The organism is Mesorhizobium sp. M6A.T.Cr.TU.016.01.1.1, assembly GCF_003952585.1.
Classification (GTDB): Bacteria; Pseudomonadota; Alphaproteobacteria; order Rhizobiales; family Rhizobiaceae; genus Mesorhizobium; species Mesorhizobium mediterraneum.
Genome location: NZ_CP034452.1, coordinates 6,376,714 through 6,393,993, shown reverse-complemented (window position 1 = coordinate 6,393,993; position 17,280 = coordinate 6,376,714). Strand labels below are relative to the sequence as shown.

The window sequence follows — 17,280 nt, the reverse complement described above, 5'->3', positions numbered from 1 at the left end:
ATACCAAACTGGTATCCGTCATGGACGCAAGCCCGGCCGCTGTCAATGCGGCCCTCTCAAACGTGACCGGCAAACGATGGTAGGCGAGCCGATCGCCAGCAAAAACGGCCAGAAATCGGAAACCGCAATGTCGCAGATGCAGAATGTCGAAATTGGGCTTCGCGAGATGATCCTCGGCCTCGAGGTCGGTCCGGGCGAGCGGCTGACGGAACGCTGGATCGAAAGCCGCTTCGGCGCCTCGCGCACGCCGGTCAGGGCAGCATTGCTGCGGCTCGAGACGGAAGGCCTGGTCTGCCGCGACGGGCGTGGCTGGACGGTTTCACCCATCAATCTCGCCGAGCTCGAGCAGATCGCCGTCTACCGCGAGGCGGTCGAGGTTGCGGCGGTCAAGCTGACTTGTGCCTTGGAGGACAGGAGCGCTGTCGAAATCATCGAGGCGATGCTGGACTCCTGTGACGCCGGCACCCCGCGCGAGGAATGGCACCGCGTCGGCATGGATTTTCACATCGAGCTGGCACGGCTGTCCGGCAACGAGTTCCTGTTCAGAGCGGTCCGCGATGCCATGACACGCCTGTCGCGCGCCCGCTGGCTGGAGGTGCGCGACGAGGCGGCACTCGGCCGCGCCTGGGCCGAGCACCATGCCATTCTGGCAGCGGTGCGGGCTGGCGAAGCCGAAGAGGCGGCACGTCGGCTTTCGGCCCATATCGTCGGCAGCCGCGACCGGCTGGTGACGTCGCTGCACAATGATCGGCGCGGCCTGCGTGCCAGGGGATTTGCCGTCGTCGCGGCCTGATTGCCGAGGCAACCACTTTCGCCCTCGCTTCGCGGGCGCCGATGGCGTAAGAGCGGCGATGGAAAACAACCGATTTGAAACACCCGTGACCGTCAAGTCGGGCGCGGAGGGAGCCACTCAGCTCTTGCGTACAGCCCGCGAGGCTTCCGACTACCTCCTCAACAACTGGCCCGGCAAGCGCAGTCCGAAGCATCGCGAAGCGCTGCAGGCCTGCCATGATGCGCTGGCCGGTGACAAACCGGCCATGATCGCGAGGCGCGCCTTCATAGCCGCCGCGCGCGAAGTGAACGTTTTCGTCAGCGACAAGGCGCCGGCCTGAAGACGCAGCGGGATTCCTAGGCCAAATCCGATCCGCCTCGCGGGCCGGACGCCGTTTACTCTGCCGTTTCCGTTTCGGTCTCGGAGGTGGTCTCGTCCTCGGGCTTCGAACGTTCCTTGGCTGCGACCTTGGCCGCCTGCTTTTCCGCCTTCTTGGCGGCCTTCTGCCGGTCGCGTTCCTTGCGTTCCTGGCCGTAATTCGGTGCTCGCGCCATATCTCTTCCTTTCGCAATGCTGAAGGTTGTTAGCCCTGCCTAGGAGCATTGGGCTGCAAACACAACACCGCAAAGGCCGATCGGCTCCATACATAGCCGGCAAGCCGGCTGCACGCGGTTCCGGGCTTGCAAGATGGCTGGCACAATGGTGTAGGAGAGACCGGGGTACAAATAACAAGCTCACCTGTTTTTACCAAGTGACCGATGGCCACGCTTCAAAGAAACGCACAGAAGCTATTCTACTATGCGCGCAATGCCATGCGCGATATCGCGCCGCAGGCGCTGTTCCGCCGCAGGCTCGCCGGGCTGCTCGATCGGGCCAGGCTTTCGGACGGGTCGATCCGCGCGCGTCTCAACTATTACAACAGGCTGCAGGACGCTTTCGCGCCGAGCGCCGATGCCGTGCCGGTCAGCCGGCTGCCGACAGACCGGAGCATGTATTACTACGACCTGAAGGAATTCACCCGCTATTTCGATCCCGATTTGCGCATCGACCTCGAATTCGGCGACGTCATCGAGGTGCCTGCGATGCCGTCGATCGTCAAGGATCGGCCGATCGCCGGCGACAACAGGAACGGGGTCCTGTTCAAGCTCAACAAGTTCCGCCACTTCCACATGCCCGCCGACGATGTTGCCTTCGCGGACAAGCTTCCGGTCGCCGTCTGGCGCGGCGAGCTCAACAATCCGATACGGACCTTGCTTCTGGAGGCCGCGCGCGATCTGCCCTTTTGCGATGTCGGCACGCCCAAACCGACGGCAGCGCCGGAATATCGCAAGCCTTATCTGAGCATCGACCAGCAGCGGCGCTACCGCTACATCATTTCGCTCGAGGGCAACGATGTGGCGACCAACCTCAAATGGATCATGAGTTCGAATTCGCTGTGCCTGATGCCGCCGCCGACATACGAGACATGGTTCGGCGAAAGCGAACTCGTGGCTGGTGTCCACTATGTGCCGCTCGAACCGGATTTCTCGGACCTCGCCGAGCGGGTGCAGCACCTCGAGAAGCATCCGCCTGAGGCCGAACGCATCGTTGCCGCGGCCAACGCCTATTGCCGCAAGTTCGCCGATGAGCGGGCCGAGCAGGCGATCTGCTTGCTCGTGCTCTACAAATATTTCGTGCTCAGCGGCCAGATCGAGCCTGATCCCGAGGTCTGGCGTTTTATCTCGGGCTAGCCCGCGGCGATCTTCGACCTGATCCGGACCCTGTCAGATAGCATCCCGGTCGAGGACCAGATCGGCCGGACCGAACCGGTCTTTTGCGGTGAACTGCTGGTGCCAATAGGGGTAGAGAACAGGAGGCCTGCTCACAGCGTCCAGGCGTGCGCGCTCATCGCTGGTCAGAACCAGGCTGGCGGCGGCGATATTGTCCTTGAACTGCGCTTCGGTCCGGCCGCCGATGACCAGCGAGCTAACGGCCGGCCGGCCGAGCAGCCAGGCAAGCGCCACCTGTGCTGCCGACACGCCATGGTTCTTGCCGATATAGGCAAGCACTTCGACGATCCGCCACAGCCGGTCCTCGTCGCGGATCGGCGGTTCTTTCCAGCCGCTGAGCTGACGGGAGGTGGCCTGGTCGCGGTGATATTTGCCGGACAGCAATCCACCGGCAAGCGGGCTCCACACCAGCACGCCAAGCCCCTGATCGACCGAGATCGGCAACAATTCATATTCGGCTTCGCGCGCTTCCAGCGTGTAGTGGATCTGCTGGGTGACGAAGCGCGGCTGGTGCTGGCGATCGCTGATCCCCAGTGCCTTCATCACTTGCCAGCCGGAATAGTTGGAACAGCCGACATAGCGGACCTTGCCCTGGCTGACGAGCGTGTCGAGCGCGGCGATGGTCTCCTCGAGCGGCGTCGTGCCGTCCCATTCGTGCAGGAAATAGATGTCGATGACATCGGTCCTGAGGCGCTTCAGGCTTTTCTCGCACTCGCGGATCAGATGGTAGCGCGATAGCCCTTCGTCGTTGGGGCCATCGCCGATCCGCATGCGCGCCTTGGAGGCGATCAGCACATCGCCCTTGCGTTTGCCGCCGAGCGCTTCGCCGATGATCTCTTCCGAAAGCCCGTTCGAATAGACGTTGGCGGTGTCGATGAGATTGATGCCGGAATCGATGCAGAGGTCGATCATCCGGCGCGCCTCGTCGAGATCGGTCTTTCCGACCGCCGAAAACGCGCCGGCGCCGCCAAAGGTCATGGTGCCCATGGTCAGCGTCGAAACCTTCAGCCCGGAACGGCCGAGAGTGCGGTACTCCATGTCAGATCCTCGCAATTGCGTTGAGAAGGCGGTGCTTCGAAGGCTGCCCGAAGGAGCCTGGCATTTGTAGGACAAGTCGCGCGGCTTGTCGCCCATCCCATGGAGGGCGGATCGATCACATCTTACGGATTTGGGTGACCGGCGCACGAGCCGGCTGCAATAAAACCGTCATTGCCGGCCTGTATGCAAGTCGGCTCAAGGTGTTCGATCTCGGCCGGCAGGCCGGACGCCGACACGGGCGTGCACGCGGAGCAGCATAAATGACCGAAGCAAAACAGAATTCTCCTGCCAGGGATTGGCTGGAAGCGGAGCTAGCCGACACGCTCGACGAAGACTACGAGCTGGAAATGTCGGAACCCGCGCTGTCGCTGGAAATCGCCAAGATCTACAAGAACGCGCATCCGCCCTCGATGGATCGCATGCAGTATTTTCGCGACCTGATCACGCTGCAATCCGAATTGATCAAGCTGCAGTCCTGGGTGGCTTACCACAAGAAGAAGCTGGTGGTGGTTTTCGAGGGCCGCGACTCGGCCGGCAAGGGTGGCGTCATCAAGCGCATCACCCAGCGGCTCAATCCGCGCATCTGCCGCGTCGTAGCACTGCCGGCACCGACCGAGCGCGAGAAATCGCAATGGTATTTCCAGCGCTACGTCCCGCATCTGCCGGCAGGCGGCGAGATCGTGCTGTTCGACCGCTCATGGTACAACCGCTCCGGCGTCGAAAGGGTGATGGGATTTGCCGAACCGGATCAGGTCGAGGAGTTCTTCCGCGACGTGCCGGAGTTCGAGCGCATGCTCGTCCGTTCCGGCGTCACGCTGGTCAAATACTGGTTCTCCATCACCGACGAGGAGCAGCAGATGCGCTTCCAGATGCGCATCCATGATCCGATGAAGCAGTGGAAGCTCTCGCCGATGGACCTGCAGTCGCGCGTGCGCTGGGAGCAGTACACCAAGGCCAAGGAAGAAACGTTCGCCCGCACCAACATTCCCGAAGCTCCTTGGTTCATCGTCGAGGGTAACGACAAGAAGCGGGCGCGGCTGAACTGCATCGATCATCTCCTCAAGCAGATGCCTTATGAGGAGGTGCCGCACGAAGAGATCACGCTGCCCGACCGCGTCTTCAATCCCGAATACGAGCGCCAGGTGCTGCCGCGCGAGCTGTACGTGCCGGAGAAGTATTGAGGCAGGGCTCCCTTCTCCCCTTCTTGTGGGAGAAGGTGGATCGGCGCGCAGCGCCGAGACGGATGAGGGGTGCTGGAAGAAACGAGGCATCGATGATTTGAACGAAGGTGTGCGCCAAGCTGGAACACCCCTCATCCGACCGAGCTTCGCTCGGCCACCTTCCCCCACAAGGGGAGAAGGGGGAACCTAACCAGGCTCACGCGCGCTCAATGACAACGTGCGTGGCATTCGGCGTCGCGACCTGCTCGCTGCACCGGTAGCCGAGCTCGATCATGTCGATGCCGGCAAAAAGGTTCTCGCCGGAGCCGAGCAGCATCGGCGATATCGCCAGATGCATGTCGTCGATGAGCTTTTCCCTGAGATATTGCCGGATCGTGGCGACACCACCGCCGAGCCGGACATCCTTGCCATCAGCCGCTGCTTTCGCCTTTTCCAGCGCTGAGTGAATGCCGTCGTTCACGAAATAGAAGGTCGTGCCGCCCTCCATGACGATAGGATTCCGCGGATGGTGGGTGAGCACGAAGACCGGCACATGGTAGGGCGGATTGTCTCCCCACCAGCCTTTCCAGCTTTCATCCGGCCACTCGCCGCGGATCGGCCCGAACATGTTGCGGCCCATTATCCACGCCCCGACGTTTTCGAAGCTGCGCGCCACGAACCCGTCGTCCGTGTCCGTGGTCCCGCGATCGTCGCCAGACATGTTGCGGAAGGTCCGGGTGCCGAACATCCAGTTGTGCAGGGCTTCCCCACCGACGCCGAGCGGCTCTTTCAGGTCCTGGTCGGGACCGGCGCCGAAGCCGTCGATCGACAGGGTGAAGGCGTTGACGCGAAGCTTGGACATGAGTACCTCCCTCGAGACCAGTTGTGAAATGCAAGCAGTTGCTTTTAGTTATACTGATTGCATTTTGCAAGCGGTATTTTGAAATCTCCGCCGAGCGATGAGCGGCTTGTTTGGGCCAGCCGCGTCAGGACCGCAGCCAAGACGGGTGGTTGCAGCAGCAGTTGCTTGCGCCGCGATGCCTCGAGGATGCATTTACGTCATCAAGCATGGCCTGCAATGGAAGGATGCGCTGCAGGCCTACGGGGGCAGATGAGCGGCCACAAAGGGGCACGCATGGTTCTCGATGCCCTGCCGCCCTGCCAAAGCCCTGATTGCGGATCGCGGTTATGACAGCGCCATTTCGCGAGGCTTTGTGGAACAAAGGCATCGAGCCTTAGCATCCCGTCGAGCCGAAGTCGGAAAGTCCCATATCCCTACGACAGGGCACTCTATCGCCAGCGCCACAAGGTCGAGAACCTCTTCGCCAAGCTCAAAGACCGGCGGCGCATTGCAACCCGATACGACCGATGCGCGCATACCTTCTTCTCGGCGATCTGCATCGCCGCAACCGTCATCTTCTGGCTCTAATCAGTGCGTCCTGAGCCGAGGCTCTAAGCCTTGCCCAGATGCTTCGGCCAGAATTCCTGGTGGACTTCGGCGGCTTCGTCTTCGAGGTTCGTCGGGCCAACCACAGTGACGATGCGCGCGCCGGTCTGCAACACCGCCCGGCTCGGCACGTTCAACCCGATCCCAGCGATCTCGCCCAGCCGCGCTTCGGAGCACGCAAACACCATACGCCCGATGCCCGACCAGTAAATCGCCCCGGAGCACATCGCGCACGGCTCGGTGCTGGTGTAGAGCGTGCAGTCAGCGAGAAAAGCAGCGTCGTAGTGCTGCGCCGCTAGTTTAACCAGGTTCATCTCGGCGTGGTTCGTCATATCGTGGCCGGTGAAGACGCTGTTTTCGGCGCGCAGGATTACTTCGCCGTCCCTCACCAGCACCGAGCCAAACGGTTCGTCGCCGCGTTCCATTGCGGATTTCGAGAGCGCAATTGCCTCGCGTAAAAACGGCTCGTGGCTTTCCATCAGAGTCTCCCAAAAAGCTAGAGTGGGATGATTGTCTTGAATCGGAGGGATTTCCAAGGGCTGCAGATCAGATTCAGTTAGGCGATCTGCATCGCCGCAACCGTCATCTTCTGGCTATGCGCACGGCCGATTGTTTGATCTCGGCCTTCAACATAGGATGAAGGCTGTCGCGTGTGGTGATGATTGCGAGTGCCTACCCCTTCAGCATCGCCGCCACTTCGGGCGCGAAATAGGTGAGGATCCCGTCGCAGCCGGCGCGCTTGAAGGCGAGAAGCGATTCCAGCATCGCCTTGTCGCCGTCGATCCAGCCATTGGCGGCAGCCGCCTTGATCATCGAATATTCGCCCGACACCTGATAGGCGAAGGTCGGCATCCGGAATTCGTCCTTCAGCCTGCGAATGATGTCGAGATAGGGCAGGCCGGGCTTGACCATCAGCATGTCGGCGCCCTCGGCGAGATCCTGCTCGGCCTCGCGCACGGCCTCGTCGGAATTGGCGTGATCGAGATAATAGGTCTTCTTGTCGCCCTTGAGCAGGCCGGCGGTGCCGACCGCCTCGCGATAGGGTCCGTAGAAGGCGGAGGCGAATTTCGTCGCGTAGGACATGATCGCCACATCCTGAAAACCATTGGCGTCGAGCGCATCGCGGATGGCGCCGATGCGGCCATCCATCATGTCGGAGGGCGCGATGATGTCGGCGCCGGCCGCCGCCTGGATGACGGCCGCCGCCGTCACCTGTTCCACCGTCTCATCGTTGACGATGATGCCGTCGCGCAAGATGCCGTCATGGCCGTGCGAGGTGAAGGGATCGAGCGCCGCGTCGGTGATGATGCCGATTTCGGGCACCGCGTGCTTGATGGCGCGCGTAGCGCGGTTGATGACGTTTTCCGGATCGAGGATGTGCGAGCCGGTCTGGTCGCGCAGGCCGAGCTCGACATTGGGGAAGGTTGCGATCGCCGGAATGCCGAGCTTTGCCGCGCGCTCGGCCTCCTTGACGGCAAGGTCGAGCGACAGGCGGAAGACGCCGGGCATGGCGGCGATCGGTTCGCGGATACTTTTCCCATCGACGACGAAGATCGGCCAGATCAGGTCGTCGACGGAGAGCCGGTTCTCCTGCACAAGGCGGCGCGACCAGTCGGCCTTGCGCATGCGGCGCAAACGGCGGCTGCCGGTGATCTCGTCGACGCTGCGCGCGCCGGCAGGCTTTGCTGGGGTGAATTTGTTCATCGCCAAAACTCCGGATCGGGGACTTTTACCACGAGCCTCCGCCGCTGACCAATGCGACACGATTGTGCCAGGCTGGCATCGCCTGGATATCGGTATACCTATGGCTGACCGTTGCCGGACAGGACCTGCGCCGCTCCCCGCATGGCGACGCGGAACGCCTCGTCGAAACTGACGCCGCGCACCTGCCAGTGATAGGTCTTGCCGCCCGTGGCAAGCCGCCAGTCGGCGATCCAGCCCAATTCCTTGTCGCTCCAGACGATGCTACCGGCAAGCGCCTGGTCGGCGCCGGCCTGTTTGGCGGCCTTGTCCAGAGCTGCCATATCCGTCTGGTGCAGCGCCTTGTCGTCCAGCCTGGATTCGGAGAGGTGCGACGCCTTAGGAAATGCGATCCGCATCGCCAGCGGGTCGGCAGCATTCACGAATGATTCGCGCATCGGTGCGCCGCGCTCATCGTCTGCGGTCAGCGCGAAATGCCTGGCGCCTCGCTCCGTTGCCAGAAAGATCGCCAGCTGCGGCCGCTCGGCAAGCCACGGCCGGCTGCCGAGCGATGCCAGCACCGGGTCGATCACGGCGGGTTTGTAGAGGCAAGTAAGATCGTGCGGCCGGTCATGCGTGCCCTGTTCGTCGTGGATGCCTTCCATCCGGTCGCGGTAGCGGAATTCGGCAACGAAGCTGCCAGCCTTGTCGCGCAGTGCCGCCATCTCAGGCTTTTTCGGCAGCCGCTGATCGCCGGAGACTCTGACCAGAACCGCATCCAGGCAAGCCTTAAAACCGATCTGGCGGTTCTGCTCGCCTTGGCCGGTCACGATGGTCCGCGCGCTATAAAGGTCGTCATTGGCGGATGCAGGATGGGCAGTCGCGCATACCATCAGGCCGATCGCCACAAGGGCAAGACGCAAAAATCCAGGCATGGTTCAACGTCCGGTTGGAAAGCCCGTCATCAAGATAGTCAATTCTAGCATCGGGCGCCGGCGGCGACCAAGGCGGCAGGATTGCACCGTTGGCATTGACGCACCCATGCGCCACGCTTTAGCACTTCAGTCCCGGCGGCGCGGGGGAGGGATTCTATCGCGATGGATTTTGGCGGCGGCGACGAGATCCGCTTCGAACGATTGGGCAAGGCTGGCGTCGTCACGCTGACGCGGCCGCAGGCGCTCAATGCCGTCACCCATCGCATGGTCAAGGCGCTCGACAAGGCGCTGCGCGCCTGGGAGCGGGATCATGAAATCGATGTCGTCGTCGTCAAGGCCGAGGGCAGGGCGTTTTCGGCCGGCGGCGACATCCTCCACGTCTACGAGGCCGGCCGGGCGGGAAAGCCGCCGGTCGATTTCTTCGCCGACGAATACCGGCTGAACGCCCGCATCGCGCGGTTCAAGAAACCCTATGTCGCGCTGATCGACGGCATCGTCATGGGCGGCGGCGTCGGCATCTCGTTTCACGGCTCGCAGCGCGTGATGACCGAGAACGCTCAATTCGCCATGCCGGAAGTCGGCATCGGCTTTTTCCCGGATGTCGGCGCCAGTCATCTCCTGCCGGACCTTGGCGGCAGCTTCGGCATGTATCTGGCCCTGACCGGAAACCGCATCCGCTATGGCGATGCTTTGTGGTCGGGCTTGGCGACGCATACGATCAAGGCGGAGGATCAGGCCGGCTTTCTCGATCGGCTGGCGGCGAGCGGCGATCCGGAATCGGTGCTGCGCGGTTTCTTCATCCCGGCGCGGCGCGAGACGGACAGACCGACGCTGGAAGCGATCGCCAGCCATTTCGCGCAACCGTCGCTGGGTGACGTCATCGGCAGCCTGGAACGAGCTGCCCTCACCGATGCGTTCGCGGCAAAGACGCTGGCGACGATCCGCAGCCGCTCGCCGACCAGCCTGCATGTCGCCTGGCGTGAGATCAGCGCCGGGCTGACGCTGTCGATGAACGAGTGCATGCGTATGGAGTTCCGTATCCTCAACCGCATGCTTGCCGGCCACGATTTCTACGAAGGCATTCGCGCCGCTATCATCGACAAGGGCTCGACACCGCTCTGGCGGCCGGTAGGCATCGATATGATCAGCGCTGCCGATGTCGACGCCTATTTCGCGCCGCTCGGCGAACGGGAACTCGAACTGTGAGCGACGCCACGTCGAGACGCGTCGTGCTCCAGCCCTCGACGATCGAGATCATCTTCGCCTGGTTCCAGCGCGTCGTATCCGGCTACTGCCTGTTGTTCGGGATTTTGTACTGGATCCGGCTGATCGGCTTCTACCCCGGCCCGTTGTGGCGCTTCGACCTGATGCCGGTGCCTTGGCAGGTGGCGGCGGTGATGCTCGCCGTCTTCTTTCCCTTCGCTGCCGCCGGCCTGTGGATGCTGGCCTCCTGGGGGCCGGTGATCTGGGTCATCTGCGCGGTGACCGAGACCGTCATGTATGCCGGCTTTCCCGAGCTCTTCGGCCACCGCCTGCTGATCGTCGCCTCGCATGCGGCGGTGGCGCTGCTCTACATCGTCTTTCGCGTGGTGATCTGGATGCAGAAGCGCCAGACCCGGCAATAGAGCATCGGACCGATGCTCAACAAGAATAGCGCCGCGCGTCCCATTGGACGCTCAAATTTCCGCCCGGAACCATTGGCTAAATCTTTAGGTTAATCATCCTTGTTCGGGTGACCCTTCGTTAAGCCTCTTTCGAAACCTCTTACCGGTAAGCTCTTGTTAGCCCTAGCGTTTAAGTCGAATTTTATGAGTATTCGATAGTGTCGCGATCAAGGTGAAAAACAAAAAATCACCAGGCGACAAACGAGAGGCAAAGACAATGATCAATTCCCGTCCGGCGGCGAAGACCGCCAACGTATCCGATGACCGCCGCGAGGCGATCCGTTCGCTGTACATGGAATCGCTGCAGCTGGTGGAGCGCCTGCACCGCCGTCTGCTTGACGTGATCAAGGACGAATTCGACCGCAACGGCCGTTCCGACATCAACGCCATCCAGGCGCTGCTGCTCTTCAACATCGGCAATTCGGAGCTGACCGCCGGCGAGCTGCGCTCGCGCGGCTACTATCTCGGCTCGAACGTCTCCTACAATCTGAAGAAGCTGGTCGATCTCGGCTTCATCAACCACCAGCGCTCGCGCATCGACCGCCGTTCGGTGCGGGTCTCGCTGACGCCGAAGGGCAATGAGGTGGCGGAAGTCGTCGGCGGCCTCTACGAGCGCCATGTCGGCTCGATCGAGCAGGTCGGCGGCATTAACACGGAAGAATTCAAGCAGATGAACCGCGCCCTGCAGCGGCTGGATCGCTTCTGGAACGATACCATCGCTTATCGGATGTAAGGCATACGCCACTTCTAGGGGAAAGCCGCGCCGAAGAGGCGCGGTCGGATAGCGACCTAAAGACCGGTGGCCGAAAAGCACCGGTCTTTCCGTTTCGTGAGGGCGAGCCGATCCAAATCGCGCTCAGGGCCACGTTGCCGCCATATTCCCGGTGAAAGCGAGAATGCGGGTGATGTTGTGGCCAAGGCCAAGCATCTTCCTGAACGCGCGTCGCCCCGGCGCGTTCTCGCAGCCGAAGGGGCCATGGTTGGCTAATTGTTAAGAATGCCAACCCTAGAGTGCGGGCGGGATCGCCCGGTGAAAAGATTTGTTACAAGACTGTCTGGAGCGTACATGAGAACCAGTCGCCGTTTCTTCCTTTCCGGAGCCTCCGCGTTGGCAGCGACGATGCTTGCCAGTGGCGCCAGCGCGCAGGACGTGATCGGAGATATCCTGAAATCCTCGGGCCGCGGCAACTGGGACGACCAGTTCGACGCCCGCGCCAGCCAGGGCGGCAAGGTGGCCTCGACGCTGCCGATCGTCAGCCCGCAGACCGTTTCCTTTACCGAGCAGGCGATAGCGCAGTATCAGAATATCGTCGCGCAGGGCGGCTGGGAGCCGGTCCCGGACACCAAGAAATTGCAGCTCGGCGTCATCGACCCCGACGTGGTGCCGTTGCGCAGGCGCTTGATGGTTTCGGGCGACCTGGCGCAGAGCGCCGGCCTTTCAGAGGCCTTCGATTCCTATGTCGATGCCGCGGTCAAGCGCTTCCAGGCGCGCCATGGCCTGCCTTCCGACGGGACCCTGGGCCAATATACCTATGCGGCGATGAATGTTTCGGCGCAGGTCCGGCTTGGCCAGTTGCAGACCAATCTGCAGCGGCTGCACGAGCGCGCCGGCACGCTGGGCAACCGTTATGTATTGGTCGACATCCCGGGCGCCCAGATCGAGGCGGTCGAGAACGACCGCGTCGTGCTGCGCCACACCGCCGTTGTCGGCAAGATCGACCGCCAGACGCCGATCGTCGATTCCAAGATCAACGAGATCATCGTCAATCCCTACTGGAACGCGCCGGTCTCGATCGTGCGCAAGGACATCATTCCGCTGATGCGGAAGGACCCCAACTATCTCAAGGACAGCAAGATCCGTCTGTTCGCACCGGATGGCAGCGAGGTCGATCCGCTGAACGTGGACTGGTCGACCGATGACGCCGAGAAATACCGCTTCCGCCAGGATCCGGGCGCCGGCAATGCAATGGCCTCGGTCAAGATCAATTTTCCGAGCCCGGATGGCGTCTATATGCACGACACGCCGCAGCAGAGCCTGTTCGGCAAGATGATGCGCTTCGATTCCTCGGGCTGCGTGCGCGTCCAGAACGTGCGCGATCTCGTCACCTGGATCCTGCGCGACACGCCAGGCTGGAACCGTCAGCATTTCGAGGCGGCGATCAAGAGCGGCGAGAACATCCCGGTGCAGGTCAACAATCCGGTGCCGGTCTATTTCCTCTACATCTCGGCCTGGTCGACGGGGCCTGGTGTCGTGCAGTTCCGCGACGACATCTACGGGCTCGATGGAGCCAACGAGCTGCAGATCACCTCTGCGCTCTAAGCGACTGATCTTTTTACTGAAAGGCCGCCGCTGAGGGCGGCCTTTTTGTATCCGGCTGGAGGGCGCGCTTTGCGCTGGGTCCGGAAAGCGCCGTTCGGTACAGGGCCATGCAAGTTGCCATCTTCATCCTGGTCGTGCTCGGCTTCGTCGCGGTTTCGGGCGCGCTGGTCCGGCTGGTGCAGGTGCCGTTGCCGGTGCTGCAGATTGCCATGGGTGCTGCACTCGCCTGGCCGGTGCGCGGCGTCCACATCGAGATCGATCCCGAGCTGTTCCTGCTGGTGTTCATCCCGCCGCTGCTGTTCAGCGATGCCGTCACTGCACCGAAGCGCGAGTTGCTGGCGCTGCGCGGCCCGATCCTCGACCTTGCCATCGGGCTCGTCTTCTTCACAATCGTCGGCTTCGGCTATGCCTTGCATTGGCTGGTGCCGAGCATCCCGCTGGTCGTCGCCTTCGCGCTCGCCGCGGTGCTGTCGCCGACCGACGCGGTAGCCGTCTCCTCGATCGTCGACCGGAACGTGGTTCCGGCGCGGCTGATGCACATTCTGGAAGGCGAGTCGCTGCTCAACGACGCGTCTGGCCTCGTCATGTTCCGCTTCGCCGTGGCGGCAGTGCTGACCGGCAGCTTTTCCTTCGCCGCCGCTTCGCTGAGTTTCCTCTACGCCGTTGCTGCCGGCATCCTGGCCGGTGTGGTGGCGGTGTTCGCCGCCGCCAAGGCGCTGCAATTGCTTAACCGCATCGGCGGTGTGCCGGCCGAGGCACAGGTGCTGGTGATGATCCTGATCCCCTTCATTGCCTATCTCGGCGCCGAGCATGCCGGTGCGTCCGGAATCCTGGCCGCCGTCACCGCCGGTGTGCTCACCAGTGGGTCCGGCATATTCCGCTATCTCGGGGTCTCGGCGCGCATGCAGACCATATCGCTGTGGACGACGCTGTCCTTCGTCTTCAACGGTGCGCTGTTCATCCTGCTCGGCCTGCAGCTTCCCGACATCATCCGCCATGTGCCGCCTGAGCTGAGCAGCCGGCATTGGCTGATCGAGCCGATCCTGACTGTGCTGATCCTTACCCTATGCCTGATCGCGCTGCGCTTCCTGTGGATCTGGGTCGGTGACATCGCGGCACGCCTTGCCGCGCGATTTGGCAAGCGCAAGGCCGAGACGTTCGGCCTGCGCGTGCGGCTCGCCGGCTCGGTGGCGGGCGTGCGCGGCGCCATCACGCTGGCCGGCATCCTGTCGCTGCCGCTCGCCATGCCGGACGGCTCGCCGTTTCCGGCGCGCGATGTGGTGATCTTCCTCGCCGCGGGCGTCATCATCTGTTCGCTTGTCATCGCCAGCCTTGCCTTGCCGAAGATAGCGCGCGGGCTGGTCGAGCCGGGCGAGCATCCCGGTGCTGCCGAGGAACGCCTGGCGCGTGTCGGCGCGGCCAAGGCGGCGATCGCCCGCATCGAGAGCATCGCGGGGGCACAAGACGGGGACGAAGGCGAGGTGCCCGGTGCCCGGCTTGCCGCTGCCGACAGCATCGTCGCCGGTTATCGGCGTCGCATCGCCGCCTCCGACGAGGCCGATGAAGCCCGCACCGAGGCCCGCGAAGCCGGACGGCTCGAGCTCGAAATGAGGCTTGCCGGCATCGAGGCCGAGCGCGCGGCCGTGCGCGCCATGTTTCGCAGCCGTGAGATCAACGACCATACGATGCAGGCGCTGTTGACCGAGATCACGCTTACCGAAGCCTTGCTGAAGGGCCGTCAGGCGAGGAAATAGCCGGCTCTTCGCCTTGCTGCCGCAATCCGGCCAGCAAATTTCGCGCCTCAAACGTGGCGGGGCGGAAGCAACTGTGTTAATGGCGCGGCAGACCCCCCGGACGACAAGGATCTCAAGCATGGCAACAGCAGCGGCAGTGTCGAACAAATTCGAATCCTTCTTCGAAACCACGCTTGCCGATGCCGATCCGGAGATTTTCGGCGCGATCCGCAATGAACTTGGCCGCCAGCGCCACGAGATCGAGCTGATCGCTTCGGAAAACATCGTCTCCCGTGCCGTGCTGGAGGCGCAAGGGTCGATCATGACCAACAAGTACGCCGAGGGCTATCCGGGCAAGCGCTACTATGGCGGCTGCCAATTCGTCGACGTGGCCGAGGAACTGGCCATCGAGCGCGCGAAAAAACTCTTCGGCTGCAACTTCGCCAACGTCCAGCCGAATTCCGGCAGCCAGATGAATCAGGCGGTGTTCCTGGCGCTGCTGCAGCCCGGCGACACCTTCATGGGCCTCGACCTCAATTCCGGTGGGCACCTGACGCATGGCTCGCCGGTCAACATGAGCGGCAAATGGTTCAAGGTCGTTTCCTACGGCGTGCGCAGGGACGATCATCTGCTCGACATGGATGCGATCGAGAAGACCGCCCATGAGACGAAGCCGAAGCTGATCCTGGCTGGCGGAACCGCCTATTCGCGGGTCTGGGACTGGAAGCGCTTTCGTGAGATTGCCGACTCGATCGGCGCTTACCTGATGGTCGACATGGCGCATATCGCCGGCCTGGTCGCCGGTGGCGTGCACCCGTCGCCGCTGCCATATGCCCATGTGGTGACCACCACCACGCACAAGTCGCTGCGTGGCCCGCGCGGCGGCATGATCCTGTGCAATGATGAGGACATCGCTAAGAAGATGAATTCGGCCGTGTTTCCGGGTCTGCAGGGTGGCCCGCTGATGCATGTCATCGCCGCCAAGGCGGTGGCCTTCGGCGAAGCGCTGAAGCCAAGCTTCAAACTCTATGCCGAGAGCGTCGCCGCCAATGCCAAGGCGCTGGCCTCCAGCCTGCAGGAAACCGGTCTCGACATCGTTTCCGGCGGCACCGACAATCATCTGATGCTGGTCGACCTGCGTCCCAAGAACGCCACCGGCAAGCGTGCCGAGGCAGCGCTTGGCCGCGCCAACATCACCTGCAACAAGAACGGCATTCCTTTCGATCCCGAAAAGCCGTTTGTCACCTCGGGTGTGCGGCTCGGCACGCCGGCCGGCACGACGCGCGGTTTCGGCCAGGCCGAGTTCCGCGAGATCGGCAAGCTGATCGCCGAGGTGCTGGACGGGCTCAAGGCCGCAAATTCCGACGAGGGCAATGCGGCCGTCGAGGCCGCGGTGAAGGCGAAGGTGGCCGCGTTGACGGACCGCTTTCCGCTCTATCCATATCTCGGCTGAGCCCACGCAAACTGTCATCCCTTATCGGCCGTAGGAGAAGCACCGTTCCAGCGGGGACGGAGTCCGGACAGGAGCCCTGACGATGATGCAGATTTTCCGTGTCGCTGGTTTTGGCGCGTTTGGCGTGTTGGCGACATTGACCACCTTGCCGCTGTCCGCCGCCTTGGCACAGTCCGCGCCCACCCCGGCCGCACCTACGACAGAAACCTTCGGCAAATGGTCCACCACCGTGGACGAGATCGATACCAGTGAGGATCTGCGCAAAACCTGCGTCGCCTCGACCGCCTTTCTCGACGCGAGCGGTACCAGCGGCACCCTCACACTCGCCATCTCGAACGGTGATGCACTGCCGCCCGATGGCTATCCGACCCTTGTCGTCGCCATGAAAAACAAGGACTTGCCGACTGGCGAGAACATTCCGGCGGTGTTCGGCGACAGCAACGGCAAGGTCAAGGCGACCGTCAATGCCCTTGCCGGCGGGAAGTGGATGTTGAACAACAAGACCGAGGTCAGTCTGGCGCTGCTGCGGGCCATGCGCCGCGCCAGCTCACTCGATGTCACCTTCGGCGACACGCCAGTCGCGACTGTATCGATGGACGGCTTCACCAAGGCCTATCGCAGCCTCGGCGTATCCTGTGGATTCCCGACCGGCGATGTCGCGCCGTAATCGGCCGGCGTTGCCGTCTGGCATGATGCTGGCAATTTTCCTCGCGCCTCGCTATCTCTGAGGCGCGAGAGGCCATCCCCGGTGCTTTGCCATCCCGACAAAAACCTCTAAGCCTTTCGCTCCACGAGAATCGCGAACACAAGGCTCTCCATGCGCTGTCCCTACTGCCAGTCCGAAGATACGCAGGTGAAGGATTCGCGCCCCGCCGAAGATGGCGCGGCGATCCGCAGGCGGCGCGTCTGCCCCGATTGCGGCGGTCGCTTCACCACCTTCGAGCGTGTGCAGTTGCGCGACCTCGTGGTGGTGAAGAAGTCCGGACGCAAGGTGCCCTTCGACCGCGACAAGCTGCTGCGCTCGGTCGAGATCGCGGTGCGCAAGCGCAATGTCGATCCCGAGCGCATCGACCGCGCGGTGACCGGCATCGTGCGCCAGCTCGAAAGCTCGGGTGAGACTGAAGTCGCCTCGGGCGAGGTCGGCCGCCTGGTGATGGAGGCGCTGAAGTCGCTCGACGATGTCGCTTATGTGCGCTTCGCCTCGGTCTATCGCAATTTCCGCGAGGCCAAGGATTTCCACGACGTGCTGGGCGAACTGAAGGGTGACGAGCTCAAGGGGGACGAGCTCAAGGAAGAGGACGCCGGCTGA

Annotated in this window: 18 protein-coding genes; 12 read left to right on the top strand and 6 right to left on the bottom strand. The window is 62.7% G+C overall.

Annotation, left to right across the window (positions count from 1 at the left end):
• The first annotated feature begins 127 nt into the window (after positions 1-127).
• Both EJ075_RS31035 and EJ075_RS31030 read left to right on the top strand, forming a co-directional pair.
• A complete protein-coding gene (locus tag EJ075_RS31035) occupies positions 128-793 on the top strand; it encodes a GntR family transcriptional regulator (protein ID WP_126106912.1) in 666 nt (221 codons plus the stop codon).
• 58 nt (positions 794-851) lie between these two features.
• Positions 852-1,112, top strand: coding sequence for a DUF982 domain-containing protein (locus EJ075_RS31030; protein WP_126107524.1), 261 nt, complete (start codon positions 852-854; stop codon positions 1,110-1,112).
• A gap of 55 nt (positions 1,113-1,167) precedes the next feature.
• On the opposite strand, the gene EJ075_RS31025 is transcribed toward EJ075_RS31030, so the two are convergent.
• The gene (locus EJ075_RS31025) at positions 1,168-1,326 is read right to left on the bottom strand and encodes a hypothetical protein (RefSeq protein ID WP_023798419.1); all 159 of its coding nucleotides are present in this window, start codon (positions 1,324-1,326) and stop codon (positions 1,168-1,170) included.
• 204 nt (positions 1,327-1,530) lie between these two features.
• Between EJ075_RS31025 and EJ075_RS31020 the strand changes: the two genes are divergently transcribed.
• Positions 1,531-2,502 (top strand): glycosyl transferase family 90, encoded by a 972-nt coding sequence (locus EJ075_RS31020; protein WP_095485748.1) that lies wholly within the window; start codon positions 1,531-1,533, stop codon positions 2,500-2,502.
• A gap of 33 nt (positions 2,503-2,535) precedes the next feature.
• On the opposite strand, the gene EJ075_RS31015 is transcribed toward EJ075_RS31020, so the two are convergent.
• Positions 2,536-3,579, bottom strand: a complete 1,044-nt coding sequence (locus tag EJ075_RS31015; protein WP_126106911.1) for an aldo/keto reductase — start codon at positions 3,577-3,579, stop codon at positions 2,536-2,538.
• A 260-nt stretch (positions 3,580-3,839) separates the two neighbouring features.
• Between EJ075_RS31015 and ppk2 the strand changes: the two genes are divergently transcribed.
• Complete coding sequence (ppk2, locus tag EJ075_RS31010; protein ID WP_095485749.1) at positions 3,840-4,760, top strand: polyphosphate kinase 2; 921 nt, start codon at positions 3,840-3,842, stop codon at positions 4,758-4,760.
• A gap of 196 nt (positions 4,761-4,956) precedes the next feature.
• Here the strand turns inward: ppk2 and EJ075_RS31005 are convergent, their stop codons facing one another.
• From EJ075_RS31005 to EJ075_RS30985, 4 genes are all read right to left on the bottom strand, one after another.
• Positions 4,957-5,601 carry a dihydrofolate reductase family protein gene (locus EJ075_RS31005; RefSeq protein WP_126106910.1) on the bottom strand — a complete coding sequence of 215 codons (645 nt, stop codon included), beginning with the start codon at positions 5,599-5,601 and terminating at the stop codon, positions 4,957-4,959.
• A gap of 590 nt (positions 5,602-6,191) precedes the next feature.
• Entirely contained in the window at positions 6,192-6,665 is a 474-nt protein-coding gene (locus EJ075_RS30995) for a nucleoside deaminase (protein WP_126106909.1), read from the bottom strand.
• Between the two features lie 193 nt (positions 6,666-6,858).
• Entirely contained in the window at positions 6,859-7,890 is a 1,032-nt protein-coding gene (gene hemB, locus EJ075_RS30990; RefSeq protein ID WP_126106908.1) for a porphobilinogen synthase, read from the bottom strand.
• Between the two features lie 98 nt (positions 7,891-7,988).
• Complete coding sequence (locus EJ075_RS30985) at positions 7,989-8,801, bottom strand: DUF2066 domain-containing protein (RefSeq protein ID WP_126106907.1); 813 nt, start codon at positions 8,799-8,801, stop codon at positions 7,989-7,991.
• Positions 8,802-8,963: 162 nt separating this feature from the next.
• On the opposite strand from EJ075_RS30985, the gene EJ075_RS30980 reads away from it, so the two are divergent.
• The 8 genes from EJ075_RS30980 (at position 8,964) to nrdR (ending at position 17,280) form a co-directional block, all read left to right on the top strand.
• A complete protein-coding gene (locus EJ075_RS30980; RefSeq protein WP_126106906.1) occupies positions 8,964-10,007 on the top strand; it encodes an enoyl-CoA hydratase/isomerase family protein in 1,044 nt (347 codons plus the stop codon).
• A complete protein-coding gene (locus EJ075_RS30975) occupies positions 10,004-10,426 on the top strand; it encodes a DUF6163 family protein (RefSeq protein ID WP_126106905.1) in 423 nt (140 codons plus the stop codon). The genes EJ075_RS30980 and EJ075_RS30975 overlap by 4 nt, the downstream gene beginning before the upstream one ends.
• Before the next feature lie 256 nt (positions 10,427-10,682).
• Positions 10,683-11,198: a winged helix DNA-binding protein gene (locus tag EJ075_RS30970; RefSeq protein ID WP_126106904.1), complete on the top strand. Its 516-nt coding sequence runs from the start codon at positions 10,683-10,685 to the stop codon at positions 11,196-11,198.
• Between the two features lie 333 nt (positions 11,199-11,531).
• The gene (locus EJ075_RS30965) at positions 11,532-12,785 is read left to right on the top strand and encodes a L,D-transpeptidase family protein (protein ID WP_126106903.1); all 1,254 of its coding nucleotides are present in this window, start codon (positions 11,532-11,534) and stop codon (positions 12,783-12,785) included.
• 107 nt (positions 12,786-12,892) lie between these two features.
• Positions 12,893-14,539, top strand: a complete 1,647-nt coding sequence (locus EJ075_RS30960; RefSeq protein WP_126106902.1) for a Na+/H+ antiporter — start codon at positions 12,893-12,895, stop codon at positions 14,537-14,539.
• A 118-nt stretch (positions 14,540-14,657) separates the two neighbouring features.
• Positions 14,658-15,971: a serine hydroxymethyltransferase gene (glyA, locus tag EJ075_RS30955; protein WP_029353390.1), complete on the top strand. Its 1,314-nt coding sequence runs from the start codon at positions 14,658-14,660 to the stop codon at positions 15,969-15,971.
• Positions 15,972-16,056: 85 nt separating this feature from the next.
• The gene (locus EJ075_RS30950; protein ID WP_164547332.1) at positions 16,057-16,638 is read left to right on the top strand and encodes a hypothetical protein; all 582 of its coding nucleotides are present in this window, start codon (positions 16,057-16,059) and stop codon (positions 16,636-16,638) included.
• A 150-nt stretch (positions 16,639-16,788) separates the two neighbouring features.
• A complete protein-coding gene (gene nrdR, locus EJ075_RS30945; protein WP_095485765.1) occupies positions 16,789-17,280 on the top strand; it encodes a transcriptional regulator NrdR in 492 nt (163 codons plus the stop codon).